Below are 23,527 nucleotides of genomic sequence, written 5' to 3'. Positions count from 1 at the left end.
GTGGTGCGCTGGATCGAGCGCAGTCACACGGTGTCGGTGAGCGAGCTGTTTCGCTGGCTGGTCGCCAACGGTGAGGCGGATGTCAGTGAGCAGCGATCACTTCCTCCAACACCCGCGCTACGCACTGCACCGCCGCGTCCTCATCGCGGCGTTTATGCCAGGCCAGATGCACCGCAAATCCCTCAACCTCAATCGGCGGTTGCACGGCGTGCAGCGTCTTGGCCATCGGCATCGACAGGCATTGGCTGGGCAACATCGCAATCAGGTCCGAGCCCAGCAGCAGATCCGGAACCATGACAAAGCTCGGCACGACGATCCCGACCCGTCGCGCCAGCCCCCTCCCTTTCAACAATTCGTCGAGCGGGCCCCAGGTTGCGCCCCGGCCAGACACCAGCACGTGTGGATAACTCAGCCAGCGCTCGAGATTGAAGTCTGCAATTGCAGGATGCCCGGCGCGCATCGCCACCACGAAATGCTCGTGCAACAGCAGACGTCGGGTGTAGTCCGGTCCGAGGGGCGGGAAGACCGACATGGCCAGATCGCTTTGGCCGCGACTCAAACTTTCCTGAGCCGCTTCGCCGCCCTGCCAGGGTTGAATCACCAGGTCGATGCCCGGTGCCAACTCGGCCAGTCGCTGGTGCAACTGTTGCGCGACGATGATCGCCGGGAAGTCGGCCATGACGATGCGCACGGTTTGGCGCAGGGTGCTCAGGTCGGCACTGGCAGCGCCGACCAGCGTGCTGACCGAGCCCAGAATCTGCTTCAACGGACCGCGCAAGGCCTGCGCCTTGGGGGTGAGTTGCATGCCGCCCGGTACGCGTTCGAGCAGGTGATCCTGGAACAGATGCCGACAACGCTCCAGCGCATTGGAGGCTGCCGGTTGCGACAGGCCGACACGCTCGGCGGCGCGGGAGACGTGGGCTTCGTCGAGCAACGCATCGAGCACGGTCAACAGATTGAGATCCACCGAACGTAGATTCATTGAATCAATACCTAATTAGACAAACCATCCATTGGAGCAATTTATAGCACGCTGGCACGCTGTGGCTCCCTTCACTTGAACCGGGTAATCCCATGAACGACACCACGCTGATTATGAGTTTTCACCCGGATCTGGGACGTTCACACGCCAACCGCGCCTTGCTCGATACCGTGAAGGATCTGCCGGGCGTCTCCATCGTCGATCTGTATGGGCTTTACCCGACCGATGAAGTCGACACCGCCGTGGAGGTGCAGCGCTTGTTGTCGGCAAAGCGGCTGGTGCTGCAATTTCCGGTGCAGTGGTACTCGACCCCGGCGCTGCTGAAAAACTGGCAGGACCGCGTGCTGACGCAGATGTACTACATCGCTTATGAAGCGCAGGGTTCCAGGCTTGAAGGGTTGCCGATCATGATTGTGGCGACGGCGGGCAATACGCCCGAGGCCTACAGTGAAACCGGCGTTAACCTGTTTCCCCTTGAGCAATTGCTGCAACCATTGCGCGCGACTGCGCATCGCTGCCAATGGGCGTGGAGCGAGCCGTTTCTGGTGTATCGGGCCAACAAGCTGCCGGGCTCGAAGTTGCATGTCATCGCCACTGAATACCGGGCCAGGATCGAGCAGTTTCAACACAACCCACGACGCTCTTCAGCTCAAAGCCATTGATTTGATATCGTGCACGCCATCGTCTCTCCCGCCCCATGAACAAGGAAGAATCAATGGTACCCCTCGGCATTTTGGTGTTCCTCGCTGCATCAGCGGGGATATGGCATTGGATCGTGAGGAATCGTGGCAGCGTCAATCTGTGGCTGGCCAACCTGGCAGGTGTCCTGGCCAGTTTCCTTGTGGGTGTGGTCGTGCTGATCTTTATGGCACCCGAACAGGCTGGAACACGGGGCCCGGCGTATTTTCTTTATTCGTTGATGGCGTTCATCGGGGTGTTCATCGGGACGTGGCTCTTCGTCATCGCCCGATTCAAGGAAGGCGAACATCCGGTCGGCCGTCATTTTATCGCCGGGGCCTGCAGTGTGGTGGCGGCATTTTTCACGCTGTTGCTGTGGGTAACGACCTTTCCCGCCAAGTAAACGTTACCCCAGACAATTGATGAAGTTCAGGCAGAGGTCTGCGTTATCATCGCCGGCCTGTGCGCCAAGAGTCTTGAACCCGGATGTCCGAATCACTGCCACTGCCTGACAACTGCACCCCACTGCCACCGGTTCTGGTCGGGCCGCTGTTGCGGCGCCTGGAGCCTTCACGGCTGGTGCTGTGGCTCGTGGGCACGCGGGCGTTGTCGCTGACGTTGCGCCTGCAAGATGTTGGCGACATCCGCCTCGACGCCGGGCAATGCACGATCATTCCCGTCGGAACGCACGCCTTTATTCATTTGATCGATGTGCCGCTCGACAACGCCCTGCCCTGCGACACGCTGATCGAATACGACCTGTTGATTGATGACGCGATGACGGGCATCGCCGAATGGGCGCCGCATCTGTTGTATGGCGAAGCACGCTGCCCGAATTTTGTTTTGCGCTCGCGGATCGACCAACTGCTGCATGGCTCTTGCCGCAAACCTCACCATCCCGCCGCCGACGGCTTGCTCTGTGTCGATCATTTGCTGGCCTCGGAACACGAGGCCACTGAGCGCCCGGCGCTGCTGATGATGAGTGGTGACCAGGTGTACGCCGACGATGTCGCCGGACCGATGCTGCGGGCCATTCATGCCTTGATCGCACGGTTGGGATTGTTCGGCGAACACCTCGAAGGCGCCGTGGTCAGCGACAGCGCCAAGCTCTATGAGCATGCGGCCAGCTACTACCACCGTGCGGATTTGTTACCGGCGCTGCAAAGCAATGAAACCCTGCGCGAGCGATTTTTCGGCGGGGCGCGCAAGCCGATTTTCACCAGCAGCAGTGCCGACAATCACCTGGTGACATTCGCTGAAGTCATGGCCATGTACCTGCTGGTGTGGTCGCCGACACCCTGGACGCTGATCAAGCCAAAACCGCCGAAGTTGATTCCCGAACGGCGCGAGCGTTATGCGCTGGAGCAGACCCGCATCGATACCTTCAAGGCTGGCCTGGGTGGTGTCGCACGGGCCTTCGCGCATCTGCCGTGCCTGATGATCTTCGACGACCACGATATTACCGATGACTGGAATCTTTCCGCGCAATGGGAGGAAACGGCCTACGGCCACCCGTTCTCCAAGCGCATCATCGGCAACGCACTGATCGCTTACATGCTGTGCCAGGGCTGGGGCAACAACCCGGATGCGTTCGGCGCGGTGCTGGCGAAGACCGATGGTTTCAGCGCGACCGGGGAAGACGGCTATCTCGACAGCCCGGTGCAGGACGCCTTGATCGATGAGCTGCTGAAGTTTCAGCACTGGCATTACGTGTTGCCCTCCAGCCCGGCGATGGTAGTGCTCGACACCCGCACCCGGCGCTGGCGCAGCGAGATGACACTCAAGCAACCCTCGGGTCTATTGGACTGGGAAGCCCTCTGCGAACTGCAACAGGAACTGCTGGATCACCCGTCGGCGATCATCGTTTCGCCCGCGCCGGTGTTCGGTGTGAAGCTGATCGAAACCGTGCAACGGGTGTTCAGCTGGTTCGGTTATCCCCTGTTGGTGGATGCAGAAAACTGGATGGCCCATCGCGGCGCGGCGCAGGTGATCCTGAACATTTTCCGACACTCGCGTACACCGGGTAACTACGTGGTGCTGTCAGGCGATGTGCATTATTCCTTCGTCTACGAAGTGCTGATCCGACACCGCAAGGCGGGCCCCAGGATCTGGCAGATCACCAGCAGCGGCATCAAGAACGAATTTCCGCCGACGCTGCTGGAATGGTTCGACCGCCTCAACCGCTGGCTCTATTCGCCACGTTCACCGCTGAACTGGCTGACCAAACGCCGGCGCATGCGCATCGTGCCGCATGTCCCGGAGCATGCCGAGGCGGGTGAACGGTTGTGGAATTCGGCGGGGATCGGGCAGGTGTTCTTTAATGAAAAAGGACAGCCGCAGGCGATTTACCAGCACAACTCGGATGGCTCGCCGAAGACGCGGATGGTGGCGCCTGAGGCTGAAGACTGAAGGCGAGAGACCGAGTTGTCTGCATCGCGAGCAAGCTTGCTCCTACAGTAGATCGTGGTGATTTATGGATCTCATCCGAACCGTGATCATTGGCAATTCCGGCTCCGGCAAGAGCTGGCTGGCCAAGCGCCTGGCGGATCACTTGAAAGCGCCGTGGGTTGATCTGGACGCGATTCACTGGCTGTCCGACGAACACAGCATCACCCGCCCCCGCGCCGAAGCCCTGGGCATGGCGCGGATCGCAGCAGATGAAGAGCGCTGGGTGATCGAAGGTGTCTACGGCTGGATCGTAAGCGAACTTATCCACAGGGCCACGGCGTTGATCTGGCTGTGTGTTGGCGATGAGGAATGCGTTGCCAATGTTCGTCTGCGTGAGGCGAATCGGGATGAGCAGGACGAGAGGCTGATCGCCTTGCTCGACTGGGCCGGCAGTTATCGTGCTCGCGAGGGTTCCAGTGGGTTTGCCGCGCATCAGCAGTTGTTCGAAGGGTTCGCCGGTTCAAAACTGCGACTCATGAACCGCGCGGACATCACCGACTTCGCTGATTCCCGGCCGTATAAGAGCGAACCGCACCTGTAGGAGCCAGGCTTGCCGGCGAAAGCGTCCTCAAGCGCGCCTTCGCCGGCAAGCCTGGCTCCTACAAAAAGCGGTCAGCATTAAAGTAGCTCAGACCGTTTTCACCGCCCGACCAACCCCTCTGACAATCATCTCCACCTCGCGCTCATCAATCGTCAGCGGTGGCAGCAGGCGGATGGTCTTGCCCCGTGTCACGTTGATCAGCAAGGCGTGATCCCGGGCGGCGATCAGGGTCAGGTCGCGAATCGGTTGCTTGAGTTCGATGCCGATCATCAAACCCTGGCCGCGAATCGCCAGCACGTTCGGGTCATCGGCCAACTCGGTGCGCAATCTGGCGAGCAAGCGGTCGCCCTGTATTTTGGCGTTTTCCAGCAGGCCCTGTTCTTCGATGATGTCCAGCACGGTGCAACCCACGCGGCAGGCCAGTGGATTACCGCCGAACGTGCTGCCGTGACTGCCGGGGGTGAAGAGGTCGGCGGCTTTGCCCCGGGCCAGGCAGGCGCCGATGGGGACGCCGTTACCGAGGCCTTTGGCCAAGGTCATGACGTCCGGAACAATGCCTTCGTGCTGGAACGCAAACCACTGGCCGGTGCGGCCGATGCCGGTCTGGATTTCGTCGAGCATCATCAGCCAGCCACGCCGATTGCACAGGTCGCGCACGGCCTTGAGGTAACCGGGCGGGGCCAGTTGCACGCCGCTTTCACCCTGGATCGGCTCCATCAGGATTGCCACGATTCTTGCGCCGTGGGCCTGCTGGACCTTGTCCAGCGCCTTGAGGTCGCCGAACGGCACTTTGACGAAATCACCCGGCAGTTCATTGAACCCCAGGCGCACGGCCGGGCCATCGCTGGCGGACAGGGTGCCGAGCGTCCGGCCATGGAACGCGTTTTCCATGACGACCACCAAGGGCTGTTCGATGCCTTTGTGCCAGCCATGCAGCCGCGCCAGTTTCAGCGCGGTCTCGTTGGCTTCCGCGCCGGAGTTGTTGAAGAACGCCCGCTCCATGTCCGCCAAGCGCGTCAGTTTCTGCGCCAGCCGCTGTTGCCAGTCGATGCTGTAGAGGTTGGAGGTGTGCAGCAGCAGGCCGGCCTGTTCGCTGATCGCCGAGACGATTTTAGGATGAGAGTGCCCAACGTTGGTCACCGCCACGCCCGCTACCGCGTCCAGGTATTCACGACCGGCCTGATCCCACAGGCGCGTGCCCAGGCCTTTACTGAAACTCAGTGCCAGCGGTTGGTAAGTACTCATCAGGCAGGCGGCGGTCATGACATCAAGCTCCATCAATGGTCGGTGTTTTTGCAGTATGGTTAGCCACCTGAACTGGATAAACGCTGCAATACTTCAATCATTTTAAAGTAGGGCTTGATAATGGATTTGTTCCAGGCAATGACCGTGTACGTAAGGGTGGTGGAATCCGGCAGCATGACCGCCGCCGCTTTTCAGTGCGAAATGTCCACCACCATGGTGGGCAATCACCTGCGGGCACTGGAGCAGCGTCTGGGTGTGCGCTTGCTCAACCGTACGACCCGGCGCCAACGGTTGACGGAATTTGGCACCGCGTACTATCAACGCTGCCTGGAAGTGCTGGGACTGGTGGCCGAATCCGAACGCCTCGCCGAGCAGGCCCTCGACGAGCCGAGCGGCACCCTGCGCATTACCGCCCCGCTGACGTTCGGCACGGAAAAACTGGCACCGGCGCTCAGCGAATTCGCCCTACTGTGCCCACGCGTCAAACTGGACGTTGTCCTCACCAACCGCCGTCCGGACCTGCTTGAAAACGGCATCGACGTAGCGTTTCGCCTGGGCAACATGGAACAGACCAACCTGATCGCCCGTCCACTGGTGGACTACACCCTGACCATGTGCGCATCGCCGATCTACCTGGCGCGTCGCGGCAACCCGGAAAAACCTGATGACCTGCGACACCACGACTGCCTGTCCTTCGCCTACCCGGCCGGTGATGACTGGCAATCGGTGGAAAAGGAATGGCGTCTGAGCGGGGCCGAAGGCGAGGTAGCGGTGGCGGTCAGTGGACCGATGCTGATCAACAGCTCCGCCGGTTTGCATCAGGCGGCACGCACCGGCATGGGCATCGTGCTGTTACCCGACGCCTTGGTAGAACAAGACCTCAAGGACGGAACACTGGTGGCCTTGATGCCGAATTACCCGCCGCCGAGCCGGCCAATGAGCCTGATGTACGCTCAGGATCGCTACCGCTTGCCGAAATTACGCCGTTTCGTCGACTTCGCCATGGGGATGTGGGGCAAGCACTAGGCGGTTGAATGCACCATCGACTAATCTCCTCGACTGGCGGGTCGCTTTGGTCAGGGAGAGCAGTGATGGATGGGGCCTCGGATATTGAAGCGTTGAAGTTCAATCTGTCGGATTTGAACGAAGACATGCTGCACACCATTCTGGAACTGGTCAGTGATGGCATCTGGGACTGGAACGCCAATACCGGGTTCGTTTACCGCAACCGCGGCTGGTACGAAATGCTCGGCTATGCGCCTCATTCCCTCAACAACACGGTATTCACCTGGGAATCGGTGATGCATCCCGAGGATTACCCACGGGTCATGGCCCTGTTTGACGCCTACCTGAGCCAACAGGCTCCCGGCTATCAGGCCGAGTATCGCTGCCGCATGCAGGATGGTAGCTATACCTGGGTCGAAGACCGCGGCTACGTGCTCGCCCGCAACGCCGACGGTTCGGTGGCGCGCATGGTCGGTGCGCACCGCAGCATTGAAGACAAGAAGCGCTTGTTCGAAGAGCTTGAACGAAAGAACAAATCCCTCGAAGCCATCGTCGAAGAACGCACCCGCGAGTTATCCCGGGTCAACCAGCAACTGCAGATTCAGCTCGAAGAAAACCGCAAACTGGCGGAAACCGACGCACTGACCACAATCGCCAATCGCCATCGCCTGAGCAAGGACCTTCCTCAGGCATGTGATCGCGCCCAGCGCTTCCGACAGCCGCTGTCGCTGATTGCCATGGACATCGACGACTTCAAGAACATCAACGATCACTACGGTCATGCCTTGGGGGATGCCGCGTTGGTGCAGGTAGTCCAGAGCGTGAAACATTGCGTACGCGACGGCGATTTGCTGGCGCGCTGGGGCGGTGACGAGTTCATCATCATTCTTCCCGATACCCCGTTGGCCGACGCCAGAAGCCTCGCGGAGACAATCCGCCATAGCGTCGCCAGTTTGCTGCCAGTGGGAGACTTTCAAGTCACCATGAGTTTTGGCGTCGTACAACGCTTTGAAGAAGAACAACAGACCGGGCTGCTGGCCAGGGCTGATCAAGCGTTGTATCGGTCGAAAGTGGCGGGCAAGAATGTGATTTCGGGGTGAGCGTTTTTCTCTCCCCTCACATCCCCGCCTTCACCAACACTGGTTTCTCTTGATACCGCTCCGGAAACAACTTCTTCAACTGCGCCACTTTCGGTAGATCGTTGATAACGATGTACGGATAGGTGGGGTGTTCTGTCAGAAAGTCCTGATGTTCCTCTTCTGCCGGGTAGAAACCGTTATAGGTTTCGAGCTTGGTGACGATCGGTTTGTTGAACGATTTCGCAGCGTCGAGCTGGGCAATGTAGGCCTGGGCAACACGTTGCTGCTCGCTGTTTTCCGGAAAAATCGCCGAGCGATACTGCGTGCCGTGGTCAGGTCCCTGACGATTGAGTTCGGTCGGGTTGTGAGCCACCGAGAAGTAGATCTGCAACAAGGTGCCGTAGCTGACCTGAGTGGGGTCGAAGGTCACCTCGACCGATTCCGCGTGACCGGTATTTCCGCCGCTGACCCGCTCGTATTGAGCGGTGTCGGCCGCCCCGCCCGCGTAACCGGAGACGGCTTTCTTCACGCCTTTGACATGCTGAAACACACCTTGGACGCCCCAAAAGCAGCCGCCGGCGAACACGGCGGTTTCGCTGTGGGCCTGGGTGATTTCGTCGAGTGTGGGTGCGGGGATGATGACCGCGTCTTCGGTGGATCCGAAAGAGAACGCAGAGCATTGACCGATGACGCCAGCGGCGGCCAGTCCCAACAGGGTGCGACGCAAGTTGAACAGGGTTTTCATGAGGCGGACTCCTGAATCAGTGAAGTGGCGATCAACCGAACGTAAAGGCATATGCCGAGACACCCGGATCGAGAAATTCGATGCTGAACGTCCGATCCGTTACTGCGCCGGACTGGCGCACCAGTTGATACAAACGTTGTTCGGTGACGCTACCGCTGCCATCGGGCGCCACGTCCGTACCGTGGGCATCGCCGGGGGCTTTTCCGTCAATCAGCACTTTGAAACGCACCGGCCTGCCGTCTGCACCGGGGCCCAGTACCAGATGCAAATCACGTGCGTGGAAGCGGTAGACAATGCGACTGTCGGGCGCGCTTGAAGTGGCCCGCTCCGGACCGACCGTCCACTGACCACCCAGGCTCCAGTCATTCAGGGCCAGTTGCGGCGGAGGGTTGTAGGTCGTCAACTTGTCGGGAACCAGACTGGTTTCGGGGACGAAATGCTCCGAGCGCTGGTAGCCGACATAGGTTTCCGGCGACTGCACTTCGTTCATGTCCGGCGCGAGTTGAACACCCTCGGCATTGGCATTGATCAACCCGTCATCCACCTTGGCGGCACCCGCTTCACGCAGCAATTGCTGGATCACCCGCTCCGACTCGGCGTACTCGCCTTCGCCAAAGTGGTGATAACGAATGCGCCCCTGGGCGTCGGCAAAATAGTGGGCCGGCCAATACTCATTGTTGAAAGCTCGCCAGATCTTGAATTCGTTGTCGATGGCCACCGGGTAGTTGATACCCAGGTCCTTCATGGCTTTGGTGACGTTGCCTACGTTGCGCTCGAAGGCGAATTCGGGTGCATGGACGCCGATCACCACCAACCCCTGATCGCGGTATTTTTCAGCCCAGGCTTTTACATAGGGCAAGCTGCGCAGGCAGTTGATGCAGGAATAAGTCCAGAAATCCACCAGCACTACCTTGCCCTTCAACGCCTGGGCATCGAGTGGTGGCGAGTTGAGCCATTGCACGGCGCCATCCAGCGATGGAAGCTTACCTTCGATGGGCAGTGTGCCCGGCGCTTTGTCAGCCACGCTCATCGCACCATCAGCAGCCGGGGTTCTCGCCATCATCGCCCCGCTGCCGTTCGGTGTCTTACCGGCCAAACGGCCCACCAGCGCCTGCTCGATACCACCGGTAGATGCCGTGGAAAACCGCGCCAGAATCCCGGTATCAAGCCCCAACGCAATCGCCGCCACACCGGCCAGCATGGCCGCGCCCAAACCTCGACGGACCCACTCGCCAGCACCGATGGAACGCTTCATTGCGGCGAAAACCTTACCGCCCAGCAGCAGCGCAACCGCGAGGGAAGTGGCGGCACCAGCGGCGTAGGCCAGCAGCAACAGGGTGGTGGCGATGCTTGCCCCTTGCAGCGCGGCGCCGGTTAACAACAGGCCCAGAATTGGCCCGGCACACGGCGCCCAGAGCAGCCCCGTGGCAACACCGATCAAAAACGAAGCACCGGGACGCGGCCGGGCATCGGCGCCCGCCGCCTCCGACAACCGACTGCCAGCCGCCACCAACGGGCGCGTCAGACGTTCGGCCAACTGCGGCAGCAACAACGTCAGCCCGAACAGGGCGACAAACACCAGCGCGAGCCAGCGCCCGTACTGATTGAGTTGCACCACCCAACCGCCGCCTACTGCCGCCAATGAAGCGACCAGCGCGAAGGTCAGCGCCATGCCCGCCAGCAGCGGCAGGCTGCTCTTCATGAACGGCTGCCCGGTGCGAGCGAAGACAAACGGCAACACCGGCAGAATGCACGGGCTGACGATCGTCAGCACACCACCGAGATAAGCGAGGACCAGAAGCCACATAGCGTCGACCTGCAGGAAATGAGAAAAAAAGGAATCAAGCCGCCTGTGGCTTGAAGGTCATCGCCAGACCGTTCATGCAGTAGCGCAGACCGGTAGGTTTGGGCCCATCGTCGAAGACATGGCCCAGATGACCGCCGCAACGCCGGCAGTGAACCTCTTCGCGCAACACACCAAAGGACCGGTCCTGACGGGTCGCCACTGCCTTGTCCAGCGGTGCCCAGAAACTCGGCCAACCGGTGTGGCTGTCGAACTTGGTGGCAGAGGAAAACAGCGGCAGATCGCAACCGGCACAGGCAAAGGTCCCATCACGATGCTCATTGTTCAGCGCACTGCTGTAAGCCCGTTCAGTGCCCTCTTCCCGCAGGATTTCATACTGCTCGTCACTGAGCAGGGCACGCCATTCGCTGTCAGTGTGCGTCACCTCGAAAACCTCCGCCGCGCTGGCCTCGCTGACCAGCGCAGAGCTGGCAGCAAATTTTGGCAATACACCGACCGCCAGGGCTGCAACCCCCAGCCCGCCGCTCGCTACAAGAAATTGTCGCCGTGAAAACATGGCCGCCTCCAAAATCCAAAGTGCCTTTCATGGAACACAGCCTAGGCTTGGGTTGATCGCCAAATCCTCACGGGAAGTTAAACAATTCGTGATAACTCTGGCCCCGGAAAACCCGCACAATGCGCTCATTGCGCCGAAGGATTGAGCTTGATGGAACCGACCAAACGCGTCCTCGTGGTCGAGGACGACCTGCATATCGCCGACCTTATCTGCCTACATCTTCGTGATGAGCAGTTCGAGGTGGTGCACTGCGCCGATGGCGATGAAGGCATGCGAATGCTGCAGCAAGGAAGCTGGGATGCACTGATCCTCGACCTGATGCTGCCGGGCGTCGATGGCCTGGAAATCTGCCGGCGCGCCCGCGCCATGGCCCGCTACACACCGATCATCATCACCAGCGCGCGCTCAAGTGAAGTGCACCGGATTCTGGGGCTGGAACTCGGTGCCGACGATTACCTGGCCAAACCCTTTTCCATGCTCGAGCTGGTCGCCCGGGTCAAAGCGCTGTTGCGACGGGTCGACGCCATGGCCCGCAACCTGAAAATGGACGCCGGCAGCCTGATTGCGGACGGGCTCGCCATCGACCCGATCACCCGCGACGTGTCCCTTGACGGTCGCCGCCTCGATCTCACGCCACGGGAGTTCGACCTGTTGTATTTCTTCGCCCGCCAGCCTGGCAAGGTGTTCTCGCGCATGGACCTGCTCAATGCCGTGTGGGGTTACAGCCATGAAGGCTACGAGCACACGGTCAATACCCACATCAATCGCCTGCGCGCGAAAATCGAGGCCGACCCGGCACAACCGGCGCGCATCCTCACGGTGTGGGGCCGTGGCTACAAATTCGCGGCCAGGGAGGAACAGCCATGAGGCTGACCCTCACCCAGCGGCTGTCGCTGGTGTTCGCCGTGCTGTTGCTGGTGTGCTGCGGCACCTCGGCATGGATGCAGGTGCGTTCCAACCAGATGCATGAGCAGGAAGTGGTGCAAGGGCTGTCGCGGGATCTGGCCCAGCACATCGCCCGTGACACCGTGCTGATGGACACCCAGGGCCTGATGCCCAATGCCGTGCGTGACCTGTTCAGCAAACTGATGCTGGTCAATCCCAGTGTCGAGGTCTATCTGCTCGACACCGAGGGCAAGATTGTCGGCAGTGCTGCGCCCGAGGGCCGGATTCATCGACAGCAGATCGACCTCGCGCCGATCCAGCGCCTGCTCAAAGGCGATGCCCTGCCGATTCTTGGCGACGACCCGCGCAGCGCTGATGCGCGCAAGGTGTTCAGCGCCGCGCCGCTGAAAGTTGACGGCAAGCCGGCTGGTTATCTCTACGTGGTGCTGCTCGGTGAGGACCACGATCGCCTGGCTGAACGCGGCGCCACCAGTGCGGCGCTCAATACCGCCTTGTTATCGATCGGGTTGGTCGCATTGCTCTGCCTGATTGCCGGTCTCACCGCGTTTGCACTGATCACCCGCCCTTTACGCCGACTGACCGAAACCGTCAGCCAGTTCGACATCGATGGCGTCCCGGCCACGCCTCCTGAGTCAGCGCCGGTGGAAAAAACCGCCAGCCACGATGAAATTGCCATTCTCGACGCCACCTTCCGCCAGATGCAGGCGCGCCTCAGTGAACAATGGCGTTCGTTGACCCGCCAGGATCAGGAGCGCCGCGAATTGGTGGCGAACATTTCCCACGACTTGCGCACGCCGCTGGCCTCCCTGCACGGTTATCTGGAAACCCTGTCGCTCAAGGACGCCACGTTGTCCCCCGCCGACCGCCGTCGCTACCTCGGCATCGCCCTGGATCAAAGCCGCAAGGTCGGCGGTCTGGCGCAATCGCTGCTGGAACTGGTGCGCCTGGAACACGGTTTTGTGCAACCGGTGCTGGAGCGCTTCTCCCTGACCGACCTGGTGCAGGACATCTTCCAGAAATTCGAACTGACCGCCGAGGCGCGTCAGGTCGAACTGAAAGCCAACTTTGCCCCCAACGTTGCAGCCGCCTGCGCCGATCTGGGGCTGATTGAACGGGTGCTCACCAATCTGTTCGACAACGCTCTGCGCCACACCGCCCAAGGTGGGGAAGTCGAACTGAGCCTGCGCCCTCAAGGGTCTTTCGTCGAAGTCACCGTCAGCGACACCGGCCCCGGCATCGCGCCAGAGCTGCGCGAAGGGTTGTTCCTGCGCCCGTTCAACATTGGCGGGGCACGGCGCGATGGCGGACTCGGGCTGCGAATCGTGCATCGGATCCTGCAACTGCACGGTCGCGATATCCAGCTGATCGACGTGCCCGGGCGTGGTGCAACGTTCCGCTTCACATTGCCGGTTGATCAGCAAACCGCAGAGCAATGGGCGGTGCGGTCGATGAATCTGAATTCACCGGGGAAATAGTCGCCGCAACCGCTATGATCCCGACTTCACTTTTCGGCAAGGACGCTGCTCGATGCTCAACACCCTGGAAAATACCCCGCTGTGGGTTTATGCAATATTTCTGCTGCTCTGTTACTACGGCATCAAAGCCCTGTCCCCGACCCGTGAAAGCAAGTTTTCACTGCTGATCACACCGCCGATTTTGTTGGGCTGGTCGCTGTATTCGTTGAATCTGACACCCGACGTTTCACTCTCAATCAGTTGCTGGCTGGCTGCGGTGATCGTGGGCAGTGTCGTCGCACTGGTGATTTTTTCGCGCAAGGGTGTCGAGCTGGATCAAGCGCAAACCGGGCTGATCGTGCCGCGCACGACAAAAACCCTGGTGCTCTACCTGCTGTTTTTCGCTGTTAACTATTACTTTGGCTATCAGGCCGAGGTTGATCCGCAGCACTCGGCCACGCTGTCGATGGTGTTGCTCAAGGCCTGTGCATCAGGCTTTTCGAGCGGTTTGTTCTGCGGACGCTCATTCCGGTTTTATCAAACGTTCCGCTCCCTGAAGCCCGCCATCCTGTAGGAGCCGGCTTGCTGGCGAAGGCGGAGGGTCAGTCAATATTGGTATCGACTGACATGCCGCCATCGCCAGCAAGCCGGCTCCTACAAGGTGGTGGTAGCCAGTTCTTTTGCCCGCTCGCCTGTTCACCCGTGACAACGCCGCGCAGGTCCAATAGATTAGGCGGCCTGAAAAAGCCCTGTGCTTTTTCGCCCCAATTCAAGTTAAAGAAGTAGTGAAATTTCAATGTCCGATTCCAATACCGCTGAATCCGTAGTCACCTTGTCGTCCAAAGCGGAATACGAAAACTCCATCAATCTTTCACAGCACGTGCCCCAGGCCAAGACCATCGCCGAGATGGTGCTGGACGCTTTCCAGTCCACCCGGGAAAGCGACCAGATCCGCGAGCTGCGCGCCGCGATTCGCCAGGCCCACGACCGCTTCGACGACGATAAAGCCTATGAATTGATGGGCGAACTCAAGCAACTCAAGGACGCAGAGGCGGCCGATATCGCGGCCCTTGAAGACCTGAGCAGCAAATTCTCGATCAGCCGGATCCTTTCCAGCTTCAAGGACGATCCTGCGTTTCAGGAGATCGTCTACGGTCTGGCCCTGAAAGTACTGAACCAGACGCATCAGGCCATCAGCAACCCAACCAGTGGCAAGAGCAAAACGGCCCGCGCCAAGAAAGATGTCGAAGTGTTCACCATCAGCAAGGACGGCATCAGCGTCACGCTGCCGCTGCGCACTCCGCGCTCGCGTCTGAACGTTGACCGTGAGGCCCTGGAGTTCCTCGGCTTTACCTTTGTCGGCGAAGGCGATGAAGCAGAGCTGGAAAGCGAATCGTTCCTGGACAGTAGCGGAACTGAACACGCCGTTAACCGCAAAAACATCATCACCGCGCTTCAGCAGCAAACCGCGTTCGATGGCTACAGCATCGCCGCGCAGTAACACTTCCCGCTCAGCAGCGCCTCACGCGCCACTGACCTAAAAGCCCCGCCCTAGAGCGGGGCTTTTTATTGCCCGCGATTCCGGCAAAAGCGCGATTACTCTCTGTGTATCGACGCCAGAAAAAAACTTCCCTTAACCCTTGAGCACCACGGGTCCGCCTGCGGGGAACGTCAACTTTCTTTCCAGCCCAAGACCTCAGTGGTGCGATTGCTGAGGTCATCATGCACCCGACCCCCTTGTATCGTCAGTTAGCCAACCACTACCTCGACGCGATCCGCAGCGGCACCTTGAAAACCGGCGAACGCTTCCCCTCCATTCGGCTGATGATGGAAAAACACGCCGTCAGCCTGTCGACCGCGGTGCAGGTGTGCCGGGAGCTTGAGGACTATGGCGTCCTGGAAGCCCGTCCGCGTTCCGGCAACTACATTCGCCAGCCGGACACCTTGCCCAAACCGGTCGTGACCACAACGCCTGCGCCCCTTGATACCGAGGTCTATCTCGGCATTCACGAGCAAGTGTCATCGGTGCTCAAGGCCAGCCAACGCGCGACGGTCAAGGTCAATTTCGCCAGCGCCTACTGCGCGCCGGAACTCTATCCGTTGAAGATTCTGCAAGACCATATGAGCAAGGCATTGCGTCAGGATCAGAAACTGCTGGGTGCGACAGGCCCGACCTGCGGCAACATCGAGTTGCGCAACATCCTTGCCCGACGAGCGCTGACGGCAAAGGCCAACCTGAGCGCCGAAAAAATGGTGATCACCAACGGCGCGACCGAAGCGATCAACCTGGCCTTGCGTGCGGTGACCCACCCCGGCGACACCGTGGCCGTGGAATCCCCGACCTTTTACGGCCTGCTGCAAATTCTCGAAAGTTTGAACTTGCGAGTGCTCGAAGTCCCGGCAACGGCCCATTCGGGCATCAATCTGTTCGCGCTCGAACAGCTGTTGCAAGGCCCCGAACGGATTCGGGCGCTGATCGTCATTCCCAATCTGCAGAATCCGCTCGGCAGCATCATGCCCGACACCCACAAGGCGCGGCTGGTGCAATTGTGTGCCGAGCACGGCACCGTGCTGATCGAAGACGATACCTACGGCGACCTGGTGGACACCGAGCAGCCGTTATCCACGCTCAAACACTGGGACCGCACCGACAACGTCATCTACTGCGCGTCGCTGAACAAAACGCTGGCGCCGGGCATACGCCTGGGCTGGATCAGCGCCGGGCAATGGCACGACCGCGTGGAAATGCTCAAACACACGCAGTCCCGAGGTTGTGAAGCGTTGTCGCAACTGGCGGTCAGCGCGTTCATGAAGACGCCGTCCTACGAACGTTACCTGCGCCGCTTGAGGAAAACGCTGACACAGCAGCGCCAGCAGATGAGTGCGGCGATCACTCGCTATTTTCCACCGGGCACCCGCATCACCCATCCACAGGGCGGTACGTTGTTGTGGGTGGAACTGCCGGCTGAACAGGCGTCCATGGCGTTTTTTCATGCGGCGTTGAAGGTGGGCATCCAGATTTTGCCTGGGGATATCTTTTCCAATGCCCAGCGCTTCAGTCACTTTGTGCGGATCGGTTGTGGGGCGCCGTATTCGCCGAAGATTGATGAGGCGCTGGCGACCTTAGGCCAACTCCTCAAAAACCAGAGCTGACGTATTTCCTGTAGGAGCGAGCGGTGCGGCGTTCCGACTTGCCCGCGAAGAACGATAATGCGGTTCTCCTGAATGACCGCGTTATCGTTCTTCGCGGGCAAGCCTCGCTCCTACAAGGGATTGGCGTGCAGGCAGATGATGTGCGGGTCATCGTTCCAATGCGGGAAGCGCTCGGCGATCAACGGGTCATGGCCGGGAATGACGTGGTCTTCGCCGTCGGCCAAACGGTCGATTTCGATAAACGCTTCCAGCGTCTGAGCCAGATCATCAATGATCGGGAACGGACTGCGCTGACGAATGTTCGCCCACAAATGCGCCGCATCCGATGCCAGAACAATCCACCCGCGTGCGGTGTTCACCCGCACCACTTGGCTACCCGGCGTATGCCCGCCTACCGGGTGCAGCGTCACGCCGGGAACCACCTCGACCGTGCCGGTATGCAAGCGCAACCGGCCTTCGAACAACGGTGGCAACGCCGACATCACATCCTCGACCTCGTAGGTTTTGTTCACCGTGCGATGGGCCATTTTCGGACCGGTGCAGAAGCGCAGCTCCGCTTCCTGCAAATGCACCGTGGCTTTCGGAAACAACCCCAGGTTGCCGGCGTGGTCCCAGTGCAAATGGGTGAGGATCAGGTTCTCGACCTGCGCCGGATCGATGTCCAATTGACGTAGGGATTCTTCCGGCAGGCGATACATCTGACGGTTGCGCCGATCCGCTGTCGCGGGTTGAAAGCACGTGTCGACCACAATCACCTGCTGCTCATTACGAATGACCCAGAAGTAGTAATCCAGCGGCATCGACGCATTCGGATCACCGCAGCAGGAGTCGTAAAGAAAGTTCTCCCGGGCAGTGCGCTGGGCATTGGCGCCGACTCGGATGGCGAACACTTCGTACACAGGAACGGACATATTCACCTCCCGATCAGGCCACTGCAGCGGTTTTGAGGGTCGGACGGAAGTCGAAATCGATCTCGTCGCTAATCCCCAGATCCTGCGCCAGACGATGCAGGCCGCTGTAGTCGCGCATGATCGTGGCGTTCTTGTTGCTCTCCCGGGTGTCGGCAATGATCAGTGCCGCGTCCTCGACGCCGAGCTGCGTCAGAATCGCCTCCCACATCGAGTAGTCCTGAGCGACAAAGGCACTCAGCGCCACCGACAACGTCTGTGCGAAAAATGCCCGTTGAGGCGGCTGCATGTTGGCGTACATGACCTTCGCCACTTCCGCGAGAATCTTGCTGTGGGCATATTCGTCGCGGTTGTGCAGTTCTGCCACGCGGCGATTTTGCGGCTGAATGGTTTGATCGTCGGCCAGCAGATCCAGGTAAGCGTTGACGCTGATCTCGGCCACTACCGCGAAGGTGATCGCCGCCAGATCGCGCTGCCACTGCTCGGGCAATTCCTCACGCAGCGCGGCAAGACGCAGATAGGTCACCGACGGCGGCAGGTCCAGATCCTGATCAAGCGCTCGATCCTCTTTGGTCCGTTCGATGGCCCGCAGATGCATGAGCGTGTGGTAGTGCTCGTCGATCAACGTCTGCTGCATCGCTTCGCGAAAATGCCAGTCGTTTTTGCCCAGGTATTGATTGGCGATGACGCTCAGCGCAGGGTTCACCACATGCTCTTCGGCCGTGACCGTGCGCAGGTTGTAGCCGATCCAGCCCCAGGTCACCACGGTGCTTTTGAGCTCGTCGCTCAGGGCCTGGAATTTCGGGTGATGGAAAAACGGCACCATGCACTCCGGGTAATCCGGGCGCGCCGGGTCGAACGTTTCGCTGACCGAGGCCTTGTCCGGCGCACACACCGTGGCCCTTTTGGTCCAGGCCTGATTGAGCCGCACGACCAGTTGATGATCGACCTTGGCGATCTCGATTGCTGTTTGCATGACGCGATACCTGTAAGACGCGTACCCGCCGAGGGGTACGCCGATGGAATTGTGGGCGACGGATGAATCAGGCCAGCCAGTAGCGGGTCAGGTTTCGCGCCGGGTCAGTGTATCGACTGCGGGCGTGGATCATTCGCCAATTGTCCCAAATCAGCATGCAGCCGTCGGGAATCAGCACCGGTGTGTTGTGCTGGATGAAGTATTCCTCGCCGAGCATCGCGAACCTGGCCAGTGGCGATGAGCTGTTCGTCACCTTCGATTGCTGCAGATCCTCCTCGGAAGGGTTCACATCGCCGTAGTGAAACTGGTTGTAGCTGAAGCGGAAAATGTCCCCGTCCTCTGTAGGCGTCAGGATGTATTCCTTGACCCGCGTTTGCGCCACTTCACCCGGTTTGGCGGTGGCCACGAACTCCACGGGCGTGTCGTCGATCCATTCGCGCAGCTCGGGCTCCGTGCGTTCGAGGAATGCCAGAAACTCGATCCCGTCGACCAACCCGGTATGTCCGCCACCGCACGTGGCCTGATGATGACAATGCAGCGCCAGATAACGCGGCGGTGGGCCGTAGACCGGCGCTTCGGTGTGCGGGCCGATGCCGTTCATGCTCTGGGAGTACGGCAACGCTTCGTACCCCGGTTTGCGGGTAATGGCGAAGGCCGTCTGCCCGTTGAATTGCGGAATGATCTGACCGAACGCCTGCAATGTGCCGACGACATCGTAGGCAAATTCGGCCGGGGTCAGTACCGTCCAGCCGCGGGACGACAATTCGTCATGGCGGTGGCCCAGTGAAACGTAAGGTGTAGACGCAACAATCCCTTGATCTGACATGGTGAAGTTCCTGGCGGTTTATCAGGCGTTAACGGTTGAGGTGTAAGCGGCAATGAATTCGCGGCAGGCGTTGCCTGGTCGGTAGCGCTGCTCGTCGATGCTCTGTACGGGGGTGATTTCGGCGGCGGTCCCCGTCAGAAAACACTCATCGAAATCGCCAAGCTCTGTGGGAAGAATCGTGCGCTCGACCACCTGGTAATCCAGCTCCCCGGCCAACTCGATAACGGTCTGGCGGGTGATGCCATTGAGGAAGCAATCGGGTAGCGGCGTGTGCAGCGTCCGGTCCTTGACGAAGAACACGTTGGCGCTGGTGGCTTCGGCGACGTGGCCGCGCCAGTCGAGCATCAACGCGTCGTGAAAACCGTTGTTTTCCGCATCGTGTTTGCTGAGCGTGGCGATCTGGTAATGCCCGGACGCCTTGGCTTCGAACGGGCTGCTGCTGGGTGGCGGACGCCGCCATTGCGCGGTCTTCAAGCGAATGCCGCCCATGTGCCCCGCCGGGTCGAAGTAACTCGGCCATTGCCAGCAGGCGATCGCCACGTGCACGCGGTTGAAACGAGCCGAGGTCGAGATCATTTCACTGCCGCGCCACGCCACCGGCCGCAGATAGCCGTCCACGACGTTGTTGCGTTGCAGCAGTTCATGACTGGCCGCTTCCAGTTCGGCCAGCTCATAGGGAATCGCGAAATCCATCAACTGTGCCGAGCGATACAGCCGCTCGCTGTGTTCGCGCAGCTTGAAGATCTTGCCGTTGTAGACTCGCTCCCCTTCGTACACCGTACTCGCGTAATGCAGGCCGTGACTCAGCACATGCAGTCGCGCCTGGGACCACTCGACGAACTCGCCGTCGAGCCAGATAAAACCTTCTCGCTGATCAAACGGAATACTGCTCATATCCTTATCTCCTGATGAATCGTCCTACGCCGTTTCGAGCAGGACCGGTATCAATTCGGGCACTGCCGCAGGCTCTGGCTGAAAGAAGAACGCACGTTCGCCAAACGCTGGCCGCAACTCATCGAACCAGGTCGCGTTCGGATCAAAGCGCGCATAGAACGTGCGCAATACCCATTGCGGGTCCCGAGCCTGGAGAAACTGCAGCACGAAGACTTTCTCCCCGGCCACGGTCTCGATGCCGTTGATCAACACCTTGCCGTAGAAGGTGCTCATGGACGGCCCGCGCACGGTGCGCGCCAGCCCGGACACCGTGCGGTAGGCCGCCTGGAAGATCTCGAACGCCCGCGCCAGCGGCATCGCAAAATAGTGGCTGGGCCCGGTATCGCGCTCGACGAACATGTAATAAGGCACCGCTCCCAGCCGCACGCCTTCAGTCCACAATTCGGCCCAATCGCCGGGGTTCTCGTTGATGTGGCGGATCACCGGCGCCTGCATGCGCAACGTCGCGCCGGTGGAACGAATGCGTTCGACAGCCTGCCGAGCAATGTCCTGGCGAATCTCGACCGGGTGGTTGTAGTGCCCCATGACCGACAGGTTTTTCCCGGCAGCGACGATGCGCTTGAACAGATCCAGCAGCTGCGGCGCATCCTTGTCGCTGACAAACCTCTGTGGCCAATACGCCACGGACTTGGTGCCGATGCGGATGCTTTTGAGGTGCGGCAGCGCCAGCAGCGGCTCGATGTAACCGGCCAGCGAACGGGTGTTCATGATCATCGGATCGCCACCGGTGATCAGCACATCCGTCACTTCAGTGTGCACCCGCAAGTAATTCACCAGCTCCTGGGACTCACGCGCGTTGAACTTGAGCTCCTCTTCGCCGATGAACTGCGCCCAGCGAAAACAGAACGTGCAGTAGGCGTGACACGTCTGACCGGCACCGGGGAAAAACAGCACGGTCTCGCGGTACTTGTGCTGAATGCCCGGCAGGACTTTTCCGTCGAGGGTCGCGCCGTTGTGCGTCAGCTGACCGGCCGGATGCGGGTTCATGCGCAACCAGATCGCCTCGATCCGCCGCTTGATGGCGACGGCGTCATCCCGTTCGATCAGTTGCTTGAGCGACGCGTATTCGTCCGGCAGCAGCATGTCCTTGTGGGGAAAGGTCATGCGAAAAATCGGATCGTCCGGAATGTTGTTCCAGTCGATCAACGTGCCCAGCACATATTCATTGGTGCGAAACGGCATGACACGGGCCACCACGGTCATGGCTTCCTGCAACGCTGGCGTCAGCTTCTGCCAGTACAGCGTGTCGCGAATGGTGCGTGAGTTGTAGGGTTTGTATCTTTCCAGCTCCGACGGTCCCTGCATGGCAGCGCTCCTGGTGATTGCCTGGCGTTAGTTACTGGATGGCCGGCGCTGCGCGCTCTATGTCCATCCATGCCCGAACGCTGTCGCGATCCCACTGCCGACGCACATAGGCCGCGAGCCGCTGAGGAACGCGGTCGCCATTGGCGAGCAGTCGATTGAGCATGATTGCCAGGTCGGTGTCGGCAATGCTCCAGTCACCGAACAGGTGATCGGCCCCCTCCTCCAGCAACCGATCCGCGACGAAGAACAGCCTTGCGACAGCGGCCTGGGCGTCGTCCGACAACGGGGTTTCTTTCTTGCCGAAGTAGATGAGGTCCGCCGGGCGCTCTTTGCGAATCACCAACAAATCACTGCGCAACCAGGCCTGGAGTTGACGGGCGCGAGCGCGCTGCTTGATGTCGAGCGGGAACAGTTTTTTATGCCCCGGCGCTATCTCTTCCAGGTATTCGGCAATGGCCGAAGATTCCGACAGTGCAAAACCGTCATGAACCAGCGTGGGAATCTTGCAGGTCAGCGATACATCACGATAACTCGCCAGGTAGTTATCACGCGCCTTTAAATCAACCTTAACAAGTTCAAATGAAAGTTGCTTTTCTTTCAGCGCTACAAATGCCGACATTGCAAAAGCACTGACAAAATCTGCGCCAACATACAGTTTCAGCTTCGTACTATCCATAGAACGCTCCCTTGCACTAACCACAATAATCCGTTGCATTGGAATCGATCGTAGTTAGTTGCTCAGGTGCTGAACAGATACAGAAATTATCTGTTTCTACGGATACAGAAAGTCAAAACAGCCATGGCCTGCCTAGGTAGCAGAAATGAAAAAGGGAGCCTGCGCATGCGGACTCCCTGTGGGTGACGACGGTGAAGATCGAGCGTGTCAGACCGTGGCGTCTGCAGCATTGGAGAGCAACGCCATCTGGGGCATGTTGCTCATGTTCAGCATGGCCAGCGGCTCAGTGACGCTGGTGTTGACGAAGCCGTGCCGGGTCCAGGCCGGTACCAGCAACACGTCGCCGGGGCTGATGTTCACTGCATCGGCATCGCCCAGGGTCAAGGTGCCGCTGCCGGACTGAATGATGAACAGGTGCCACCACGAATGGGCATGACCGTTCAGTTCGGTGCCGGGGTTCAACCATTGCATCGACACCGCCATCCCTGGCGTCAACTTGCAACCTTCGCTGCTGTCATGGTGAGCCAGCGCGACAATATCGACCTCGCTGGCCGCAAGGCTCTGGCGCATATCGGTAAGTTCATCGCCCTTCCACACCCGTGCACTCACCGGTGGACGGGTTAAACTCTGGCGAAAGTCCTTATATGAGAAAAAACCACCTTGAATGTTATTCATCCGTAAACACCGAGTTATGAGCGACTTAAGTGACCAGACACTAGGCGAACAATTGATCACTGTAAAGCCACTGCACTAACACTCACAAAACCGAAGGTCGAAGCGCCACAATCATGTCAACTTCTACGGCGGCATTTTTCGGTAACTGATAAACGCCGACAGTGGTTCGAGTATGTTTGCCCGCATCGCCCAGCACATGACTGAAGACATCCGATGCACCGTTGGCAACTTCGCTGAGGTCAACAAAGTCCGCCGTGGACTTCACGTAAACCGTGATACGTATCAGCGACTTTATTTTGTCCAGCGAGCCGATGGCATCAACGATCAAGGCCAGCCCGCGCATGGCGCTGATACTGGCGGCTGCTTGTGCATCGGCCAGGCTGAGCTCCAGCCCTACCCTGCCGGGGTAGCGGATTTCGCCGGTCATGCGCGGTACCAGGCCGCTGAGATAGAGCTCATCGTGATGCCGAATCAGCGGCGCGTAATGACCACCCGCGGTGTTTTCGCCGTAGATGTCATAGTCCAGCTCTTTCGCCAGGGCTATAAAGCGCTCATCACAGGTCATTTTTTGCTCGATCATTGAAACAATCCTCTCAACTCAAAAATACCAA

Annotated in this window: 25 protein-coding genes; 11 read left to right on the top strand and 14 right to left on the bottom strand. The window is 59.7% G+C overall.

Features of this window, described 5'->3' with window-relative positions:
- Positions 1-82: 82 nt before the first annotated feature.
- Positions 83-982, bottom strand: a complete 900-nt coding sequence (locus tag K5R88_RS26220; RefSeq protein ID WP_226298651.1) for a LysR family transcriptional regulator — start codon at positions 980-982, stop codon at positions 83-85.
- A 92-nt stretch (positions 983-1,074) separates the two neighbouring features.
- On the opposite strand from K5R88_RS26220, the gene K5R88_RS26215 reads away from it, so the two are divergent.
- From K5R88_RS26215 to K5R88_RS26200, 4 genes are all read left to right on the top strand, one after another.
- Positions 1,075-1,644 (top strand): NAD(P)H-dependent oxidoreductase, encoded by a 570-nt coding sequence (locus K5R88_RS26215; RefSeq protein WP_226298650.1) that lies wholly within the window; start codon positions 1,075-1,077, stop codon positions 1,642-1,644.
- A gap of 35 nt (positions 1,645-1,679) precedes the next feature.
- Complete coding sequence (locus K5R88_RS26210; protein ID WP_226298649.1) at positions 1,680-2,063, top strand: hypothetical protein; 384 nt, start codon at positions 1,680-1,682, stop codon at positions 2,061-2,063.
- A gap of 83 nt (positions 2,064-2,146) precedes the next feature.
- Positions 2,147-4,069 (top strand): alkaline phosphatase D family protein, encoded by a 1,923-nt coding sequence (locus K5R88_RS26205; RefSeq protein ID WP_226298648.1) that lies wholly within the window; start codon positions 2,147-2,149, stop codon positions 4,067-4,069.
- A gap of 64 nt (positions 4,070-4,133) precedes the next feature.
- A complete protein-coding gene (locus K5R88_RS26200) occupies positions 4,134-4,649 on the top strand; it encodes an adenylate kinase (protein ID WP_226298647.1) in 516 nt (171 codons plus the stop codon).
- An 87-nt stretch (positions 4,650-4,736) separates the two neighbouring features.
- Here the strand turns inward: K5R88_RS26200 and K5R88_RS26195 are convergent, their stop codons facing one another.
- A complete protein-coding gene (locus K5R88_RS26195) occupies positions 4,737-5,912 on the bottom strand; it encodes an aspartate aminotransferase family protein (RefSeq protein WP_226298646.1) in 1,176 nt (391 codons plus the stop codon).
- A 102-nt stretch (positions 5,913-6,014) separates the two neighbouring features.
- Here K5R88_RS26195 and K5R88_RS26190 point away from each other — a divergent pair, with 102 nt between their 5' ends.
- Together K5R88_RS26190 and K5R88_RS26185 are read left to right on the top strand one after the other, a co-directional pair.
- Positions 6,015-6,920, top strand: coding sequence for a LysR family transcriptional regulator (locus K5R88_RS26190; RefSeq protein ID WP_223554792.1), 906 nt, complete (start codon positions 6,015-6,017; stop codon positions 6,918-6,920).
- A gap of 65 nt (positions 6,921-6,985) precedes the next feature.
- Positions 6,986-7,999 (top strand): sensor domain-containing diguanylate cyclase, encoded by a 1,014-nt coding sequence (locus tag K5R88_RS26185; RefSeq protein ID WP_008025438.1) that lies wholly within the window; start codon positions 6,986-6,988, stop codon positions 7,997-7,999.
- Between the two features lie 16 nt (positions 8,000-8,015).
- Here K5R88_RS26185 and msrA read toward each other — a convergent pair whose 3' ends face one another.
- The 3 genes from msrA to msrB are packed head-to-tail and all read right to left on the bottom strand — an operon-like array spanning position 8,016 to position 11,083.
- On the bottom strand, positions 8,016-8,723 hold the full coding sequence (gene msrA, locus K5R88_RS26180; protein WP_226298645.1) for a peptide-methionine (S)-S-oxide reductase MsrA: 708 nt from the start codon (positions 8,721-8,723) through the stop codon (positions 8,016-8,018).
- Positions 8,724-8,754: 31 nt separating this feature from the next.
- Positions 8,755-10,530: a cytochrome c biogenesis protein DipZ gene (locus K5R88_RS26175; RefSeq protein ID WP_226298644.1), complete on the bottom strand. Its 1,776-nt coding sequence runs from the start codon at positions 10,528-10,530 to the stop codon at positions 8,755-8,757.
- Positions 10,531-10,564: 34 nt separating this feature from the next.
- The gene (gene msrB / locus K5R88_RS26170) at positions 10,565-11,083 is read right to left on the bottom strand and encodes a peptide-methionine (R)-S-oxide reductase MsrB (protein ID WP_226298643.1); all 519 of its coding nucleotides are present in this window, start codon (positions 11,081-11,083) and stop codon (positions 10,565-10,567) included.
- Between the two features lie 150 nt (positions 11,084-11,233).
- On the opposite strand from msrB, the gene K5R88_RS26165 reads away from it, so the two are divergent.
- Genes K5R88_RS26165 through K5R88_RS26155 form a run of 3 tightly spaced genes read left to right on the top strand, consistent with a single transcriptional unit; the run spans position 11,234 to position 14,017 of the window.
- Complete coding sequence (locus K5R88_RS26165) at positions 11,234-11,950, top strand: response regulator transcription factor (RefSeq protein WP_226298642.1); 717 nt, start codon at positions 11,234-11,236, stop codon at positions 11,948-11,950.
- A complete protein-coding gene (locus K5R88_RS26160; RefSeq protein ID WP_226298641.1) occupies positions 11,947-13,464 on the top strand; it encodes a sensor histidine kinase in 1,518 nt (505 codons plus the stop codon). Before K5R88_RS26165 ends, K5R88_RS26160 begins: the two co-directional genes overlap by 4 nt.
- 52 nt (positions 13,465-13,516) lie before the next feature.
- A complete protein-coding gene (locus K5R88_RS26155; RefSeq protein ID WP_226298640.1) occupies positions 13,517-14,017 on the top strand; it encodes a hypothetical protein in 501 nt (166 codons plus the stop codon).
- Positions 14,018-14,045: 28 nt separating this feature from the next.
- On the opposite strand, the gene K5R88_RS26150 is transcribed toward K5R88_RS26155, so the two are convergent.
- A complete protein-coding gene (locus K5R88_RS26150) occupies positions 14,046-14,240 on the bottom strand; it encodes a hypothetical protein (protein ID WP_157214346.1) in 195 nt (64 codons plus the stop codon).
- Between K5R88_RS26150 and K5R88_RS26145 the strand changes: the two genes are divergently transcribed.
- A complete protein-coding gene (locus K5R88_RS26145; protein WP_008025424.1) occupies positions 14,240-14,944 on the top strand; it encodes a hypothetical protein in 705 nt (234 codons plus the stop codon). The genes K5R88_RS26150 and K5R88_RS26145 overlap by 1 nt on opposite strands.
- A gap of 221 nt (positions 14,945-15,165) precedes the next feature.
- Complete coding sequence (locus K5R88_RS26140) at positions 15,166-16,596, top strand: aminotransferase-like domain-containing protein (protein WP_226298639.1); 1,431 nt, start codon at positions 15,166-15,168, stop codon at positions 16,594-16,596.
- Positions 16,597-16,706: 110 nt separating this feature from the next.
- Here K5R88_RS26140 and K5R88_RS26135 read toward each other — a convergent pair whose 3' ends face one another.
- The 8 genes from K5R88_RS26135 to K5R88_RS26100 all read right to left on the bottom strand — a co-directional run bounded on the left by K5R88_RS26135 (position 16,707) and on the right by K5R88_RS26100 (position 23,496).
- Positions 16,707-17,507, bottom strand: coding sequence for an N-acyl homoserine lactonase family protein (locus K5R88_RS26135; protein ID WP_226298638.1), 801 nt, complete (start codon positions 17,505-17,507; stop codon positions 16,707-16,709).
- A 13-nt stretch (positions 17,508-17,520) separates the two neighbouring features.
- Positions 17,521-18,480 (bottom strand): diiron oxygenase, encoded by a 960-nt coding sequence (locus tag K5R88_RS26130; RefSeq protein ID WP_192420442.1) that lies wholly within the window; start codon positions 18,478-18,480, stop codon positions 17,521-17,523.
- 67 nt (positions 18,481-18,547) lie between these two features.
- Entirely contained in the window at positions 18,548-19,306 is a 759-nt protein-coding gene (locus K5R88_RS26125) for a TauD/TfdA family dioxygenase (RefSeq protein WP_008025417.1), read from the bottom strand.
- 21 nt (positions 19,307-19,327) lie between these two features.
- On the bottom strand, positions 19,328-20,200 hold the full coding sequence (locus K5R88_RS26120; RefSeq protein WP_226298637.1) for a branched-chain amino acid aminotransferase: 873 nt from the start codon (positions 20,198-20,200) through the stop codon (positions 19,328-19,330).
- 24 nt (positions 20,201-20,224) lie between these two features.
- On the bottom strand, positions 20,225-21,565 hold the full coding sequence (locus tag K5R88_RS26115; RefSeq protein ID WP_226298636.1) for a KamA family radical SAM protein: 1,341 nt from the start codon (positions 21,563-21,565) through the stop codon (positions 20,225-20,227).
- Between the two features lie 31 nt (positions 21,566-21,596).
- Complete coding sequence (gene yfcF, locus K5R88_RS26110; RefSeq protein ID WP_223554796.1) at positions 21,597-22,241, bottom strand: glutathione transferase; 645 nt, start codon at positions 22,239-22,241, stop codon at positions 21,597-21,599.
- A gap of 207 nt (positions 22,242-22,448) precedes the next feature.
- Positions 22,449-22,916, bottom strand: a complete 468-nt coding sequence (locus K5R88_RS26105) for a cupin domain-containing protein (protein WP_226298635.1) — start codon at positions 22,914-22,916, stop codon at positions 22,449-22,451.
- 82 nt (positions 22,917-22,998) lie between these two features.
- Positions 22,999-23,496 (bottom strand): RidA family protein, encoded by a 498-nt coding sequence (locus tag K5R88_RS26100; RefSeq protein ID WP_008025407.1) that lies wholly within the window; start codon positions 23,494-23,496, stop codon positions 22,999-23,001.
- Positions 23,497-23,527: the final 31 nt, after the last annotated feature.

Source organism: Pseudomonas sp. MM213, from assembly GCF_020423045.1.
Taxonomy (GTDB): domain Bacteria; phylum Pseudomonadota; class Gammaproteobacteria; order Pseudomonadales; family Pseudomonadaceae; genus Aquipseudomonas; species Aquipseudomonas migulae.
The sequence above is the reverse complement of the archived record's forward strand: the minus strand, read 5'-3'. Positions and strand labels throughout refer to the sequence as shown.